This window comes from Sandarakinorhabdus sp. (genome assembly GCF_032115815.1).
In the GTDB taxonomy this organism is placed as follows: domain Bacteria; phylum Pseudomonadota; class Alphaproteobacteria; order Sphingomonadales; family Sphingomonadaceae; genus Sandarakinorhabdus.
Map to the genome: position 1 here is coordinate 1 of NZ_JAUMBI010000161.1, position 14,755 is coordinate 14,755.

Below are 14,755 nucleotides of genomic sequence, written 5' to 3' on the forward strand. Positions count from 1 at the left end.
TACTTCGTCAAAGCCCTGGCCGTGCACCACCAGCGCGGCGCGGCTGCCCAGATGCTGGAGCGCCTCGGCCATCAACGGCACCGGGCCGGGGGCGAACACGCCCAGCAATTGCTGATCCACATCCGCCGGATTGCACAGGGGGCCGAGCAGGTTGAAGATCGTGCGCCGGCCGAGCGCCCGCCGCACCTGGGCGACACGCGCCATCGCCGGATGATGGCGGGCGGCGTGCAGGAAGGTGATGCCAACCCGATCAAGGCACGGGCCAAGCCGGTCCATCGGCAGTTCCGGCACGCCCAGCACCATCAGCACGTCGGCGGCGCCACTGGTGGAGGAGGCGGCGCGGTTGCCATGCTTTGCCAGCTTCACCCCGCAGGCGGCGACCACCAGCGATACGGCGGTAGAGATGTTGAGGCTGTGCATGCCATCGCCGCCGGTGCCGCACACATCGAGCGCAGCGACAGCGCGGAACGGCTGGATGGCGCGCGCGCGCAACGCCCGCGCAGCAGCGACGACTTCGTCTACCGTCTCTCCGCGATCCGCCAGGGTGGTGAGGAAGCCGGCCAGCGCCTCGTCGCTCACCTTGCCGTCAAAGATGGCGGCAAAGGCATCGGCCGCCGCGCCTGCCGCAAGCGGGCGGGCGGGATCAGGCAGCGCGCTCATGCCGTGGCCGAAAGATCGGGCTTCAACCCGGCCAACGCCATGAAATTGGCCAGCAGCCGGTGGCCATGCTGGGTGGCGATGCTTTCGGGGTGGAACTGCACGCCGTGTAGCGGCAGTTCGCGGTGGTGCATGCCCATGATCAGGCCGTCGGGGCTGTGGGCGTTGACCACCAGATCGGTGGGCAGGCCGGCTTCCCGCACCGTCAGGCTGTGATAGCGGGCGGCTTCGAACGGGGAGGGGATGTCGGCAAACACGCCGGTGCCATCGTGGGTGATTTCGCTCACCTTGCCGTGCATCACCTGAGGCGCGCGTTCGACAATGCCGCCAAAGGCCTGGCCCAGCGCCTGATGGCCAAGGCACACGCCGAACAGCGGGGTTCTCGTGTCGGCGGCCGCTTCGATCAGCGCCAGGCAGATGCCGGCCTCGTTGGGCGTGCACGGGCCCGGCGAGAGCAGAATCGCCTGTGGGCGCATCCCCATCGCGTCCTGCGTGGTCAGCGCATCGTTGCGCACCACGATGGTTTCCGCCCCCAGCTCGGCCAGATAATGGACGAGATTGAAGGTGAAGCTGTCGTAATTGTCGATGACGAGGATGGTCATGAGCAGGCCTTAGCGTCTGGACGCAGCGACGTCATCTGCCAACCGTCACGCTGTGACCTTCACGCCTTTCCAGAACGCCAGCCGGCCCTTGATCTGCGCGGCCTGGGGCTTGGGATCGGCATAAAACCACACGGCATCGCGGTTTTCCTGGCCGTCCACCACCAGCGAATAATAGTTCGCGGTGCCTTTCCAGCCGCACACGCTGGTCGCGCTGCTGGGGTGCAGCAGCGCCGGGTCGACGGCGTCGGCGGGGAAATAATGATTGCCTTCCACCACCACAGTGTCGGTTGTGTCCGCGATCACGCGGCCGTTCCATTCTGCTCTGGCCATGGCTTAGGTTCCCCTATTGTCCAAATCCGGCGTTGCCCGCCGTGGCAATGGCTTCGCGGGCCGCCGCGATCAATGCGCCGGCCTTGGCTTCGCATTCGCGCTGTTCATATTCGGCCACACTATCAGCGACGATGCCGGCGCCGGCCTGCACGTGCATCACGCCATCCTTCACCACGGCGGTGCGCAACACGATGCAGCTGTCCATGTCGCCATTCGGGCTGAAATAGCCGACACCGCCCGCATAGGCTCCGCGTGCAGCACCTTCCAGTTCGGCGATAATCTGCATGGCCCTGACCTTTGGCGCGCCGGAAACCGTTCCGGCCGGGAAGCCGGCGAGCAGGGCTGCAACCGCATCGACCCCGTCTGCCAGCCGGCCCTGCACGTTGGAGACGATGTGCATGACATGGCTGTAGAATTCGACGAAGAACTTGTCGGTCACCTTCACCGTACCGGGCACGGATACGCGCGCGGTATCGTGGCGGCCCAGATCGAGCAGCATCAGATGCTCGGACAATTCCTTGGGATCGGCGAGCAGGCTTGTCCGATTAGCGGCATCCTCCGCGGCGTCCTTGCCGCGCGGGCGGGTGCCGGCGATGGGGCGGATGGTCACGTCGCCGCTGCGGGCGCGAACGAGGATTTCGGGCGACGAGCCAACCAGCGCGAAACCCGGCAGATCGAGGAAATAGAGGAAGGGTGATGGATTGATGCGCCGCAGGGCGCGATAGAGATCGAACGCCGGCAGCGGGAAATCGACCGAGAAACGCTGCGACAGCACGACCTGGAAGATGTCGCCGGCGAGGATATAGTCGCGGGCCTTTTCGACCATGGCGGCATAGCGGCCCTTGTCGGTGTGGTGGCGCGGGTTGGCTTCGGGCAGCGTTTCGGGCGGGCGCGGCGCCAGCGGCAGCGCCTGCGCCAGCCGGCGTTCCGTCTCTGCAATGCACTCGGCGGCGGCATCCCAGGCGGCGCCCGGATCGGCAGCTGCAAAGATCGGCGCGACGATGAACAGTTCGTCCTTCAACCGGTCGAACACGAGCAACAACGTGGGGCGCACGAACACCATGTCGGGCAGGCCCAGCGCCGAAGGACCGGCATCGGGCACGCTGGGTTCCACCAGCCGCACGGTTTCATACCCCATGTAGCCGACGAGGCAGGCCAGCGCCGCCGGAAGCTCCGCCGGCACATCGGCTCGGGCCTCGGCCACCAGTGCGCGCAGGGCGGTGAGCGTGTTGCCAGGCACCGGTTCAAACGCGCTCTGGTCGTTCCGCCAGTTGCGGTTGATCTCGCTTGAATCGCCGCGCGCGCGCCACACCAGATCAGGATCAAGCCCGAGCAGCGAGTAGCGCGCCCGCACGCTGCCGCCTTCCACCGATTCCAGCAGGAAAGCGCCAGAGCCTTCCCGGCCCAGTTTCAGCATCGCCGAAACCGGGGTTTCGGTATCGGCAACGATGCGTGTCCACAGCAATTGTGGACGGCCTTCGGCCAGCGCGGCGCAGGCGCTGGTACGATCGGGGGCGATGCGCCGGTCGGTTGCGGAGCCGGTCATCAGCCTTATTGCAGGCCGTCGCCCGACAGGCGGGTGCGGAGCGTCTTCAATGTGGCATCATTGCGGTCCACGCCCACGGCGGCCATGCTGGCCTTGGCCAGACCTTCGGCCATTTCGCCGGGCAGGGCGCTGCCCACTTCGCGGCGGCTGGCTTCGATCAGGCCGGCCTGTGTCTTGGGATCGCCCGGCACGATGCGATCGACATGCACCAGGATCCAGCCGCCCTGGCCCGCAAGCAGTTGCGTGCTGCCGGCGGCACCGTTCAGGAAGGCGCGGGCGGCTTCAGGCACATCGGGTTGATTGATGATGTCGATCCGGCGGCCATTGAGCGGGCGGGGCGCGGCGAGGCCGGCATCGGCGAGAGCCTTGGCGAAATTCACGCCCTTCTTCGTCGCGGCTAGCACGGCATCGGCTTTGCCCTTGGCGGCCTTCATTGCCTTGTCTTGCGCAGCGCCGGCCATGGCAAGCGGCATCACCTCCTGGATCGGCGGTGGCGCGGCGGGCAGCACAGTGGCAGTTTCAATCACCACCAGGCGGCCGCCGCCAATATCCTCCACCACCGGGCCATCGGCCGGCTCATGCTTGAAGGCGCGCGCCGCAACGGTGGCGATTTCACCGCTCAACGGCGGCTGGCCCTGGGCCAAACCCTTGTCGGTCACCGGGGCCTGGCTCTGGATGCTGAGCGAGGCTTCCTTGGCGATATCGGCAAAGCTCTTGCCGGCTTCCACGCCATCCTCGATGCGGGCGACAATATCGGCCACTGCATCATCAACGGCGCGCTGCTTCAGCTCGCCTTCAACGGCCGGGCGGGCCTGCGCCAACGTCTTGCCGGCACTGCCCAGCGACGCCACCCGCACCACGTGCCAGCCCAGTTGGCTCTTGATCGGCGCACTGATCTTGCCCACCTGCAGGGCAAAGGCCGCCTTGGCCACCTCCGCACTGGTGGCGCGGGCAAAGCCGGCCTCGCTCTGGTTGCCGAGCGCGATGTCACTGGTACCGAAACCGGCAAGTTTCTGTGCGGCCGCGGCAAACCCATCGCTGGCGGCAGCGGCCACGATCGCCTTGGCCTTGGCTTCATCGGGCACCACCACCTGTTCCAGCATGCGGGTGGCGGCCGCGCCATATTTGGCCGGATCCTTGGCAAAGGCATCGGCGATGGCCTTTTCGGGCACCGTAACGCCGCCGGCGATTTTCGCGGCATCGATGAAGGCATAGCGGAAACCGCGGCGTTCCGGGATGGTGAAGCGGGCGCTGTTGGCCTTGTACCAGGCCTGCGCCTCGGCTGCGGTGGGTGTGCCGGCCGGCGGTGCCGGGATGGTGGCGACGGCGCCTTCATGGCGATCGACCAGCAGGCGGGCATAGATCTCGGCCACGCCATCGGGCACGGCCAGGGCGCCGGTGATCGGCTTGATCAATTGCTCGCGCACCAGATCGCGTGCGATGGACTGGCGCAGTTTCTTGTCGGTCAAACCCTGTTGTTGCAGGGCGCGATCATAAGCCGTCTGATCGAATTTGCCGCCGCTCTGGAAGGCGGGGATGCCAGTGATCACCACGTCAACCGCGGTGTCAGACGCGCCCAGTCCGGCGCCCGCGCCCATTTCTTCCATCGCGGTCTGGCCGATCAACTGGGTGGCCATCAACTCCACCACGCCCTGGCGGGCGGCTTCGGCCTGGGTGAGGTTGGGGTCGCGCTGGCGCAGGTCGCGCACGGTGCGATCGATCGCCTGCAGCAGATCGGGCTCGCTTATGGTGCGCTTGCCCACCTTGGCAACTGAACCGGCCGGCGCGCTGCCGCCCAGCGGATCATTCACCCCGGTGATGGCAAAGGCCACCAGGATCAACCCGAACAGGGCGAGCACGGGCCAGCTGGTGAGCGAACGGCGAAAAAATGCGAGCATCGAAATTCCGTGGTGGCTTGAACGCGCCGCTTGTAACGACGCGTGCCGCTTGCCACAAGCGCCACCAGAACGTGGAGAAGCGACAATGCCTGCCCTTATCGTCGGCAACTGGAAGATGAATGGTTCGGGCGAGGATATCGCCGAGATCGCCCAGATGGCGGGCAGCGGTGCGCGCGGTATCTGGATCGCGCCGCCTTTCACATTGATCGATCGGGCGGTGATCGTTTCGGCCGGCGCGGTGAAGATCGGCGGCCAGGATTGCCACGCCAATGCGAAGGGCGCTCACACCGGCTGTGTGTCGGCGCTGATGCTGGCCGATCTGGGCGCGGGTTTTGTGATCGTTGGCCATAGCGAACGGCGTCGCGACAATGGCGAGACCGATGCCGATGTCCGCGCCAAGGCCATGGCGGGCCGTGCCGCGGAGCTGGAAGTGATCTTGTGCATCGGCGAAACACGGAGCCAGCGGGACGCCGGCCAGACCGAAGCCGTGCTCACCAGCCAGCTCGCCGGATCCTTGCCCGATGACGCCGAAGCGCTGATCATCGCCTATGAACCGGTTTGGGCCATCGGCACCGGACTCACCCCGACGCTGGACGATGTCGCCGCCGCCCACGCCCATATCCGCGCCCAACTGGTTGCCCGTTACGGTCCGGCTGGTCACGGGGTGCGTATCCTCTATGGCGGCTCCGTCACCCCGGCCAATGCTGGTGAGTTGCTGCGTGTGACCGATGTGGGCGGCGTGCTGGTTGGCGGTGCCAGCCTGACAGCGGCGAGCCTGCTGGGAATTGCGGCGTCTGCGCCTTGATTGCGCCCGCCCATGAAGCCATGTAAGGCGCGTCCCCATATTCCCTGATCACAACGAAAGCCTGCCCGCCCGTGATTACCTTCCTGCTTGTCATCCACGGCCTGATCACTCTCGCGCTGGTGGCGGTGATCCTGCTGCAGCGTTCCGAAGGCGGGGCGTTGGGCATTGGCGGCGGCGGCGGCGGCGGCTTGATGACGGCGCGCGGTGCGGCCAACCTGCTCACCCGCGCCACCACCATCCTGGCGGCGTTGTTCATCGTCATGTCGATCCTGCTGGCCGTGTTGGCCGCTGGCACCAACAAGGCCCGGGTGATCGATCCAACCGTGGCGGCCAAGGCGGCGCCTGTTGCGCCGGCCCCCGGCGCTCCGGCGCCCGCTGCTCCGCCGCAGCTGCCGGGCCTGCCCGGCGTTCCGGTCGCGCAGTAATCCGCTTCGCGCGTGGCCGGCGACCGCAAACCCGGCCAATTGCGCCAGATTTTCGGCGGTGCCGCCGGCAATCTGGTCGAATGGTATGATTGGTATGCCTATTCGGCCTTCGCGCTCTATTTCGGGCCGCGCTTCTTCCCACCGGGTGATGATCTTGCCGCCGCGCTGAACAGCGCCGCCATTTTCGCTGTCGGTTTCCTGATGCGGCCGATCGGGTCGTGGCTGCTCGGCGCCTGGGCCGACAAGCGTGGCCGCAAATCGGCGCTCACCGTTTCGGTTGCGATGATGTGCACCGGCTCGCTGATGATCGCGGTGGCGCCGACCTATGATGATGTTGGCCTGCTGGCACCGGCGATCCTGCTGCTGGCGCGGCTGGTGCAGGGGCTGTCGGTGGGCGGCGAATATGGCGCGTCAGCCACCTTCATGAGCGAGGTGGCACGGGCGAAATGGCGGGGTTTCCTCGCCAGTTTTCAGTATGTGACGCTGGTGGGCGGGCAGTTGCTGGCGCTGGCGCTGCTGGTGCTGCTGCAATCCCTGATGGACGATGCGGCGCTGAAGGACTGGGGCTGGCGCATCCCGTTCGTTGTCGGCGCGGCATGCGCGGTGCTGGTGTTCTGGCTGCGCACCGGGCTGCACGAAACCGAGGCGTTCGAAAACGCGGTCATCCCGCCCGGCACTTTGCTGCAGCGTCTGCTCGCCCACCCGCGCGAGTTGTTGATCGTCTTGGCGCTCACCGCCGGTGGCAGCCTGTGGTTCTATACCTTCACCACCTACATGCAGAAATATCTCGTGCTCTCGGCCGGCTGGACCAAGCAGGAAGCCACGTCCGCCTCTGCCATCGCGCTGCTCGCCTATGCCGCCATGCAGCCGCTGTTTGGCGCGGCCTCCGATCTGCTCGGACGGCGCACGCTGCTGGTCAGCTTCGGCATCATGGCCACATTGGCCACAGTGCCAGCACTAACCGCACTCGGCACGGCAAAGCCGGGGATCGAAGGCTTGGCCATGATGATCGGCTGCCTTGCCATCCTGTCCTGCTACACGAGCATCTCGGGCTTGGTGAAGGCCGAAATGTTCCCGGCGCACATCCGCGCGCTCGGCGTCGGCATGCCCTATGCGCTGGGTGTCGCCATCTTCGGCGGATCAGCCGAATATGTGGCGCTGGCCTTCAAGGGAGCCGGCCTTGAATCGGGCTTCTTCTGGTATGTGACCGGCATGTCCGGCATCGCACTCACCGCTGCGTTGGCCTTGCCCGATACCAAGGCCAACAGCCGTATTGAAACGGACTGAGAACAACGCGTTCAGCCTTCGCGCCGCAGTTGTACTGCCCTTGGAATTTGCGCATTCTTGGGAACATGACGCGGCACCATCTCTTGCCCACGCTGGCGCTGGCGGTGCTGCTGGCCGGATGCGGCGGCAGTGGCGGCGGCGGCGTGGGCACCGTGCCCGCGCCGCCACCGGCACCAACACCCACACCGGCGCCTGCTCCAGCGCCCACCCCCACCCCCAGCGCCTTTGACACGGTGGAATATCGCCGCTCCAACGGTGCAGTGCAGGTGCAGGCGCTGGCCGCCTATGATCGCGGCTTCAGCGGCAGCGGCATCACTGTTGCCGTGATCGATTCCGGTGTGAACCCGGCCCTGGCCGAATTTGCCGGCCGCATTTCGTCGGCCAGCCGCGATGTCGCCGCCAACCGGGCGCTGGCCGATGAACGCGGTCATGGCACATCGGTCACCGGCATCTTGCTGGCGGCACGCAACGGCGTGAACATGCATGGCGTGGCCCCGCAGGCGACATTATTGGCCTTGCGCGCCGATACGCCGGGCAGTTGCGACGATCAGGGCTGTTCCTATGCCAGCCCGGCCATTGCCGCCGGTCTGCAGGCGGCGGCTGATGCCCGCGCCCGCGTCGTCAACATGTCGTTGGGTGGCGGTTCCACAACGGCAGCTGTGCGCGCCGCCGCCGGGCAACTGGCCAGTGCCGGCAGCATATTGGTGCTCTCGGCTGGCAATGAAGGTCTGTCCACCCCGCAGAGTTTTGCCAATCAGCTCATCGCTGTCAGCCAGGCCACCACCATCGTGGTCGGCGCGGTCAACGCCAGCAATGAAATCGCCAGTTTCTCCAACCGCGCCGGGGTGTTGGCACCGAACTACCTGGTGGCGCCGGGGGTGGAGTTGCGCAGCTTCAACCAGGATGGTGCCACCTTTCTCTACAGCGGTACGTCAGTGGCGGCGCCGGTCGTTTCCGGCGCGGCGGCGCTGCTGGCGCAGGCCTTCCCGGCGCTATCGGGTGCGCAGATCGTCGATATCCTGCTGCGCTCTGCCGATGACCTTGGTGCAACCGGCACCGACGAGATTTATGGCCGCGGCCTGCTCAACATCGCCCGTGCCTTCCAGCCGCTGGGCGCCAGCAGTATCGGCGGGCAACCCGTGGCGATCACCATTGGCGGTTCACTCGGCGCAGCCTTGGGCGATGGCGGGCCGCTCACCAGTGCGCTGGCCGGCGTGGTGATCGCTGATAGCTATGGTCGCGCCTTCACGGTTGATCTGGCCCAAGGCCTGGTAACAGCCCCGCCGGGCCGGTTGGCCGCGCAACTGCTGGCCACACCGGTGGAAAGCGCCGTCACCAGCAGCGGCGGCACCAGCACCGCCTTCGCGCTGCTCGGCGACAGCCGAGGGCTCTGGGCCGGCGATCGTGCCACCATGGCGGCGCTCTCCCCCGGTCAGCAGCGGCAGGCCAGTCCAGTGGGCCATGTCCGCCTCCTGCTCTCCGGCGGCTCCGTGCTGGTCGCCGGCCATGGAGAGGCAGTGGCCGGGCTGGTGGCCTTGGCTGATCCGTCTGGACGCAGCACCGCTCTCATCACCGCTGATCCCGCCCTGCCGCTGGGCAGCCGGCCGCTGGGCGCAGCGGCGCTTTCGCAGCCCCTGGGCGGTGGCTTCACCTTGGCGGCCGGTTTCGGCCAATCCGTGCTGCCGGCGCAGGATCGCCAGTCCGCCGCCCTGCAATCCACCGCGCTGTTCCACCTGTCGCGCGCCGTGATGCCAGGGCTGGAACTGGCGGCGCTGCTGCGGCTTGATGCGGAACGCGGCAGCCTGATGGGCACGCGGCTTTCGACCGGCTTTGGCTTGGCCGGCGGCACCACCACCAGCCTTGGACTGTCCGCCCGGCTGGCACTCGGCCCGCGCGCGCGGCTTTCGGGCGAATGGCGCCGGGCCAGCAGCCGGATCGATCTGGCGGGCGGCGGCCTCATCGCGGCTGCAGGCCGCTTCAGCGGTGACGCCGCCAGCGCCGCGCTGGCGCTCGATGATATTGTAGCGCACGGCGACATGCTCACGCTCGCCATCACTCGGCCGCTGGCGCTGGCTGGCCCCCTGTGGCTGCTTGGCACTGCCGATCCAGTGCGCGCCGGGCCATCTGTGCGCGAAACCGCAGCCGAGGCACACTACGCTCTGCCGCTCGGGCCCGGGCAGTTGCAGTTCAGCCTGTTCCACCGCACTCACCCCGGCCATATCGCTGCCAACCCTGATGATGATGGCGCAGCAGTGCGATTCCACTGGCGCTGGTAGCTTCGTCCACAGCGAAATTGCCGTGCAAGCCACGCGGGGGCTGGCGCGCTGCTGCAATATGGGCTTAAGGCTCTTCTCCCATGACGCGGTATATTTTCATCACCGGCGGCGTGGTCTCCTCGCTCGGCAAAGGACTCATGGGCGCCTCTCTGGCCGCCCTCTTGCAGGCGCGCGGCTACAAGGTGCGCATTCGCAAGTTCGATCCCTATCTGAACGTCGATCCGGGCACGATGAGCCCCTATCAGCATGGCGAAGTCTATGTGACTGACGACGGGGCAGAGACAGATCTCGATCTCGGCCATTACGAACGCTTCACCGGCGTGCCGTCGCGCAAGACCGACAATATCACGTCGGGTCGGGTCTATTCCGATATCATCGCCCGCGAACGCCGCGGCGAATTTCTGGGCGCCACCGTGCAGGTGATCCCGCATGTGACCGACGCCATCAAGGCCTTTGCCAAGGCCGAAACCGAGGCCCTGGATTTCGTGTTGTGCGAAATCGGCGGCACCGTGGGCGACATCGAAAGCCTGCCCTTCCTCGAAGCCATCCGCCAGATGGCTGCCGACGTGGGCAAGGCCAATGTCTGCTATATCCACGTCACGCTGGTGCCGTTCATCGCGGCGGCGGGCGAGCTGAAAACCAAGCCGACCCAGCACAGCGTCGCCGAGCTGCGCGGCATTGGCATTCAGCCCGATGTGCTGGTTTGCCGTTCCGAACACCCATTGCCCGAAAGCGACCGCGCCAAGATCGCGCTGTTCTGCAACGTGCGCAAGGAAGCGGTGATTTCGGCGCTGGATGCGGAGAGCATCTACGAAGTGCCGCTGCAATATCATGCCGAAGGGCTGGACGACGAAGTGCTGCACGCCTTCGGCATTACCGACGCGCCGCGCCCCGATCTCACCCGCTGGCAGGACATTGCCGAGCGGATTCACAATCCCGAAGGCGAAGTCACGATCGGCGTTGTCGGCAAATATACCGGCATGAAGGACGCGTATAAATCGCTGACCGAAGCGCTGGTGCACGGCGGGCTGGCCAACCGGGTAAAGGTCAACATCAAGTGGCTTGATGCCGAGGAATTTGAAGGCGCTGATGCGGCGGCCCGGCTGGAGCCGATGCACGGCATCTTGGTGCCCGGCGGCTTTGGTGAACGCGGCAGCGAAGGCAAGATTGCCAGTGTGCGTTTTGCCCGTGAACGGCGCGTGCCCTTCTTTGGCATTTGTCTGGGCATGCAGATGGCCTGCATCGAGGCTGCCCGCAACCAGGCCGGCATCCAGGCTGCTTCCACCACGGAATTCGGTCCCACCGCCGAACCGATCGTGGGCCTGATCACCGAATGGATGAGCGCGGATGGCTTGCAGACTCGGGCTGAAGGCGGCGACATGGGCGGCACCATGCGGCTGGGCGCCTATCCGGCCGAGCTTGGGGCCAACAGCGTAGCTGCAAGCGTTTATGGCAGTACCCATATCGCAGAGCGCCATCGCCATCGATATGAAGTCAATGGCGCCTATCGCGGCCGCCTGGAGAAGGAAGGCCTGATCTTCTCCGGCATGTCGCCCGATGGCCTGCTGCCTGAAGTGGTGGAACGGCCGGACCATCCGTGGTTCATCGGCGTGCAGTTCCACCCGGAACTGAAGTCCAAACCGTTTGATCCGCACCCGCTGTTTTCGGGCTTCATCGCCGCCGCCATGGCGCAAAGCCGGCTGGTTTAGGGCCGGTTGCTGTGACGCCGGTTTCGCCTGCCGACCTGGCGGCGCGCATCGCCACCCATCGTTGTCCCGGCGAGACGCTGGTGGTGGGCATCACCGGATCGGTGGCGGTGGGCAAGACAACACTGGCCCGCCAGATCGCCGAGGCGCTGCCGGCGGGCCTGAAGGTGGAAATCGTCTCCACCGATGGCTTCCTGAAGCCCAACGCCGTGCTGGAAGCCGCAGGCCTTTCGATGCGCAAGGGCTTTCCCGAAAGCTATGACCGCGCCGCCATGGCCGCCGCGCTGGCCGGGTTGAAGCATGGCGCAGTGAAGGTGCCGGCCTATAGCCACACCAGTTACGACGTCGATCCCGCCGCCGCTCGTACCATTACCGGCGCCGATGTCGTGCTGGTCGAAGGGTTGGGCCTCGCCCCCGATGCCGCCGGCCAGCGCCCGCCGCTCGACTTGCTGATCTACATCGATGCGGACGAGGACGACATCATCGCCTGGTTCCTCGCCCGCTTCATGGGGCTGTGGGACGCTGCCGCCAGCGACCCCAGCAGCTTTTACGCCCGCTTCCGCCACATGAGCGAAGGCGAAGCCCGCCAATTCGCGCTTTCCGTCTGGAACGGCATCAACCGCCCAAATTGGCTGGAGCATATCGCGCTGGCCAGGCTGGTGGCTGATATCGTGGTGGTGAAGGCTCTGGATCACAGCCTGTCGGCCTAGCGCCGCGCCAGCCACTCCACCACTTCATCCACCGGCGTATCAGGCGGCAGCCGTTGCATGGCGGTGCCAGGCACCATCGCTTGCGGATTGGCCAGGAACGCCTTCAGCGTTTCGCGTGTCCACACCAGTCCCCCACCTCTGGCTGCGTCGCCCGCTGCCTGCATCGCCGGGCTATACTCGAAATCGGCCCGGCTGCCCGCCCGCCGGCCCACAAGCCCATCCAGATTGGGTGCCGGCAGCCCCGTCTCCGCCGGATCAACGCTGTGGCACGAGATGCAATATTGGAACGCCGGCGGGTTGGCAGCCGCCAGCAACAGGGCGGCCAGTATCATCCAGGCTTGCCCGTCTCCACCAGCATCACCCGATCGAGGCCACTTTCCGGCAGGTAGATCTCGCCCTTGCGGCCCAATATCTGCCGCACTTCGGCCTTGGGGCCCGATCCGGGATAGGTGCCGATGATCTTTTCGGCCTTTGTATCAAAGGCGATGGTGACATTGCCAGCCCATTCGGTCACCCAGGCCACGTCCCTGTCGTCCACATAGACGGCATAGGCCCGCGGCTTGTCGCCCGGCATCTTCCAGCGCTTCCACTGGCCATCCTTCGGCGTGTAGCGGGACAGATAGCCGCTGCTCCATTCCGATACCCACAACTGCCCCTTGCTGTCAGACCATACACGGCGCGGGCCAACGCCGGGCTCTACCGGCTCCACCACCGTCGTCGCGCCGGTTTCCATATCAACCTTGGCGAGGAAACTGGCGGCCAGGCTGACATACCAGATCTGGCCATCGGGCGTCGCCGCGATGCCATAGGGGCCGCGGCCTTTCGGTGCCGGCCACACATCAAGCTTGCCCGATTTGGGATCCAGCCGGCCATAGATGCCGGTCTGCCCGGTGAACCACACGCGGCCCTTGCCATCGAACGCCGGCGTGTTGAGATTGGTGTAGCCACTGTCGGCCGGCAGCGGAAAGGATTTGACCGCCTTCGTTTTCGGATCAACCCGCACGATGGCATTCAGGCCGCCATCGGTGATCCATGCCGCGCCATCCGGCCCCATGATCACGCCGTGGGGGCTGGATTTCTCGCCCAGCTTTACCTGTTCGACCTTGCCACTCTTGATGTCGATGATACCCAGCGCGCCCTGCCATTGCGCCGTGTACCAGATGGTGCCGGGCAAGCCTGGTGCCACATCATGCGGGTGGGCGCCCTTGGGCACATCAAACACCCGCACCGGATGTTCGGCCCGAGCTGCCCCTGTTACTGCCCCGGCCAGCGCAACGGCGGCCATCGCCGCCATCCAGATTGCCCGCATCGTTTGTTCTCCCTTTGGGGATGATACGATGCGCCTGATCCCATCCCCCGCGCAAGAGGCGGGGGAAAGCCGTCGCCCGGCCGTAGTCATTGCCGCACGGGATTTTCCTTGGCCGCTTATGCGGTTAGGGGCAGCCCCAATCAAATTGCCCCCGTTTTTCAGGAATGCCCCCAGTGAACCTTCGTTTCGCCCTGTTGCTGGCTGCCGCTCCGGCTGCGCTTGTCTCTGCCCAGGAAGCGCCTGTGCCAGCCGCGCCGCGCCCGGCCCAAACCGCCCAAGCCATGCCTGAAGACGAAGAGGTGATCACCGTTTCCACCCAGCGCCTGCCCGGCCAGGTGGTGGGTGACATCAAGCCGGAATTGACCCTTGGTACGCAGGAATTGCGCGCGCTGGGCGCCGGTTCGATCACTGAAATTCTCGCCCAGATCGCGCCGCAGACCCAGTCCGGTCGTGGGCGTGGAGGTGGCCCGCCGGCGGTGCTGCTCAACGGCAAGCGCACGTCCGGCTTCCAGGAAATTCGCAACATCCCGCCCGAAGCCATTGCTCGGGTGGAGGTGCTGCCCGAAGAAGTTTCCTTGAAGTATGGCTTCCGCGCTGATCAGCGGGTGATCAACTTCGTGCTGCGTCCGCGCTTCCAGGCGTGGACAGGGGAGTTCGACATTGGTGGCCCCACCGACGGCGGGCGCTTTTCCAGCGAGCTGGAAGTCAATCTGTTGCGTCTGCGCAATGGCACCCGCACCAGCATCGAAGCCGAAGTTGAAATCAACACGATGCTGACCGAAGCCGAGCGCCGCATCACCACGCCGCCTCAAAGCCGGCCGTTTGCGCTCGATGGCAATGTCTCGGCGCTGCTGTCAGGAGCAGAGGTCATCCCCGGCCGCACCGTGCTTGGCGTGCCGGCCAGCGTCGCCAGCCCGACGCTGGCGCAGTTCGCCGCAGCGCCGGTCAACAGCACCGATATCCGTCCGTTCCGCAGCCTGTTGCCCGACAGCCGCACTACCAGCCTGAATGGCACCATCGCCGGTTCGAATGGCACGGTGGGCGCCACGCTGACCGGCGGGATCGAGCGCACGCTGACCGAGTCCATGCAGGGCCTGCCTGCGGCCAGCTTCAACCTGCCCGCCGGCGGTGCCTTCTCGCCGTTCGGCGGCCCGGTGCTGGTCAATCGCTATGCCCCTGATCCGCTGGGCCGTTTCGGTGACAA

At 66.2% G+C, this 14,755-nt stretch carries 14 protein-coding genes; 7 read left to right on the forward strand and 7 right to left on the reverse strand.

All coding sequences use genetic code 11. The features are described from left to right. From trpD to RT662_RS09490, 5 genes are all read right to left on the reverse strand, one after another. On the reverse strand, positions 1-660 hold a 660-nt coding region (gene trpD, locus RT662_RS09470; RefSeq protein ID WP_313670468.1), incomplete at its 3' end, for an anthranilate phosphoribosyltransferase. Next, a complete protein-coding gene (locus RT662_RS09475) occupies positions 657-1,259 on the reverse strand; it encodes an aminodeoxychorismate/anthranilate synthase component II (protein ID WP_313670469.1) in 603 nt (200 codons plus the stop codon). The genes trpD and RT662_RS09475, both read right to left, overlap by 4 nt. Positions 1,260-1,304: 45 nt before the next feature. Beyond that, on the reverse strand, positions 1,305-1,589 hold the full coding sequence (locus tag RT662_RS09480; protein ID WP_313670470.1) for a DUF427 domain-containing protein: 285 nt from the start codon (positions 1,587-1,589) through the stop codon (positions 1,305-1,307). Positions 1,590-1,602: 13 nt separating this feature from the next. Further along, on the reverse strand, positions 1,603-3,135 hold the full coding sequence (locus tag RT662_RS09485) for a chorismate-binding protein (protein ID WP_313670471.1): 1,533 nt from the start codon (positions 3,133-3,135) through the stop codon (positions 1,603-1,605). Between the two features lie 5 nt (positions 3,136-3,140). Beyond that, positions 3,141-5,033 carry a SurA N-terminal domain-containing protein gene (locus tag RT662_RS09490; RefSeq protein WP_313670472.1) on the reverse strand — a complete coding sequence of 631 codons (1,893 nt, stop codon included), beginning with the start codon at positions 5,031-5,033 and terminating at the stop codon, positions 3,141-3,143. Between the two features lie 85 nt (positions 5,034-5,118). Between RT662_RS09490 and tpiA the strand changes: the two genes are divergently transcribed. The 6 genes from tpiA (at position 5,119) to RT662_RS09520 (ending at position 12,242) form a co-directional block, all read left to right on the forward strand. Continuing rightward, entirely contained in the window at positions 5,119-5,838 is a 720-nt protein-coding gene (gene tpiA, locus RT662_RS09495; RefSeq protein WP_313670473.1) for a triose-phosphate isomerase, read from the forward strand. 71 nt (positions 5,839-5,909) lie between these two features. Then, positions 5,910-6,263, forward strand: coding sequence for a preprotein translocase subunit SecG (gene secG, locus RT662_RS09500; RefSeq protein ID WP_313670474.1), 354 nt, complete (start codon positions 5,910-5,912; stop codon positions 6,261-6,263). 12 nt (positions 6,264-6,275) lie between these two features. After that, a complete protein-coding gene (locus RT662_RS09505; protein ID WP_313670475.1) occupies positions 6,276-7,550 on the forward strand; it encodes an MFS transporter in 1,275 nt (424 codons plus the stop codon). 65 nt (positions 7,551-7,615) lie between these two features. Then, positions 7,616-9,826: a S8 family peptidase gene (locus tag RT662_RS09510; RefSeq protein ID WP_313670476.1), complete on the forward strand. Its 2,211-nt coding sequence runs from the start codon at positions 7,616-7,618 to the stop codon at positions 9,824-9,826. A gap of 80 nt (positions 9,827-9,906) precedes the next feature. Next, positions 9,907-11,535, forward strand: a complete 1,629-nt coding sequence (locus tag RT662_RS09515; protein ID WP_313670477.1) for a CTP synthase — start codon at positions 9,907-9,909, stop codon at positions 11,533-11,535. An 11-nt stretch (positions 11,536-11,546) separates the two neighbouring features. Further along, positions 11,547-12,242, forward strand: a complete 696-nt coding sequence (locus RT662_RS09520) for a hypothetical protein (RefSeq protein ID WP_313670478.1) — start codon at positions 11,547-11,549, stop codon at positions 12,240-12,242. Here the strand turns inward: RT662_RS09520 and RT662_RS09525 are convergent. Both RT662_RS09525 and RT662_RS09530 read right to left on the reverse strand, forming a co-directional pair. Next, entirely contained in the window at positions 12,239-12,574 is a 336-nt protein-coding gene (locus RT662_RS09525) for a c-type cytochrome (RefSeq protein ID WP_313670479.1), read from the reverse strand. The genes RT662_RS09520 and RT662_RS09525 overlap by 4 nt on opposite strands. Continuing rightward, the gene (locus tag RT662_RS09530; protein ID WP_313670480.1) at positions 12,571-13,551 is read right to left on the reverse strand and encodes an SMP-30/gluconolactonase/LRE family protein; all 981 of its coding nucleotides are present in this window, start codon (positions 13,549-13,551) and stop codon (positions 12,571-12,573) included. The genes RT662_RS09525 and RT662_RS09530 overlap by 4 nt, the downstream gene beginning before the upstream one ends. Before the next feature lie 173 nt (positions 13,552-13,724). Here RT662_RS09530 and RT662_RS09535 point away from each other — a divergent pair. Continuing rightward, positions 13,725-14,755, forward strand: a 1,031-nt coding sequence (locus RT662_RS09535; RefSeq protein WP_313670481.1) for a TonB-dependent receptor plug domain-containing protein, incomplete at its 3' end; no start/stop codon positions are given.

Coding starts and splice junctions, on each gene's coding strand:
- RT662_RS09490 (WP_313670472.1), bottom strand. CDS start 5,033: ATGCTCGCATTTTTTCGCCGTTCGCTCACCAGCTGGCCCGTGCTCGCC.
- tpiA (WP_313670473.1), top strand. CDS start 5,119: ATGCCTGCCCTTATCGTCGGCAACTGGAAGATGAATGGTTCGGGCGAG.
- RT662_RS09485 (WP_313670471.1), bottom strand. CDS start 3,135: ATGACCGGCTCCGCAACCGACCGGCGCATCGCCCCCGATCGTACCAGC.
- RT662_RS09525 (WP_313670479.1), bottom strand. CDS start 12,574: ATGATACTGGCCGCCCTGTTGCTGGCGGCTGCCAACCCGCCGGCGTTC.
- RT662_RS09530 (WP_313670480.1), bottom strand. CDS start 13,551: ATGCGGGCAATCTGGATGGCGGCGATGGCCGCCGTTGCGCTGGCCGGG.
- RT662_RS09480 (WP_313670470.1), bottom strand. CDS start 1,589: ATGGCCAGAGCAGAATGGAACGGCCGCGTGATCGCGGACACAACCGAC.
- RT662_RS09510 (WP_313670476.1), top strand. CDS start 7,616: ATGACGCGGCACCATCTCTTGCCCACGCTGGCGCTGGCGGTGCTGCTG.
- RT662_RS09475 (WP_313670469.1), bottom strand. CDS start 1,259: ATGACCATCCTCGTCATCGACAATTACGACAGCTTCACCTTCAATCTC.
- RT662_RS09515 (WP_313670477.1), top strand. CDS start 9,907: ATGACGCGGTATATTTTCATCACCGGCGGCGTGGTCTCCTCGCTCGGC.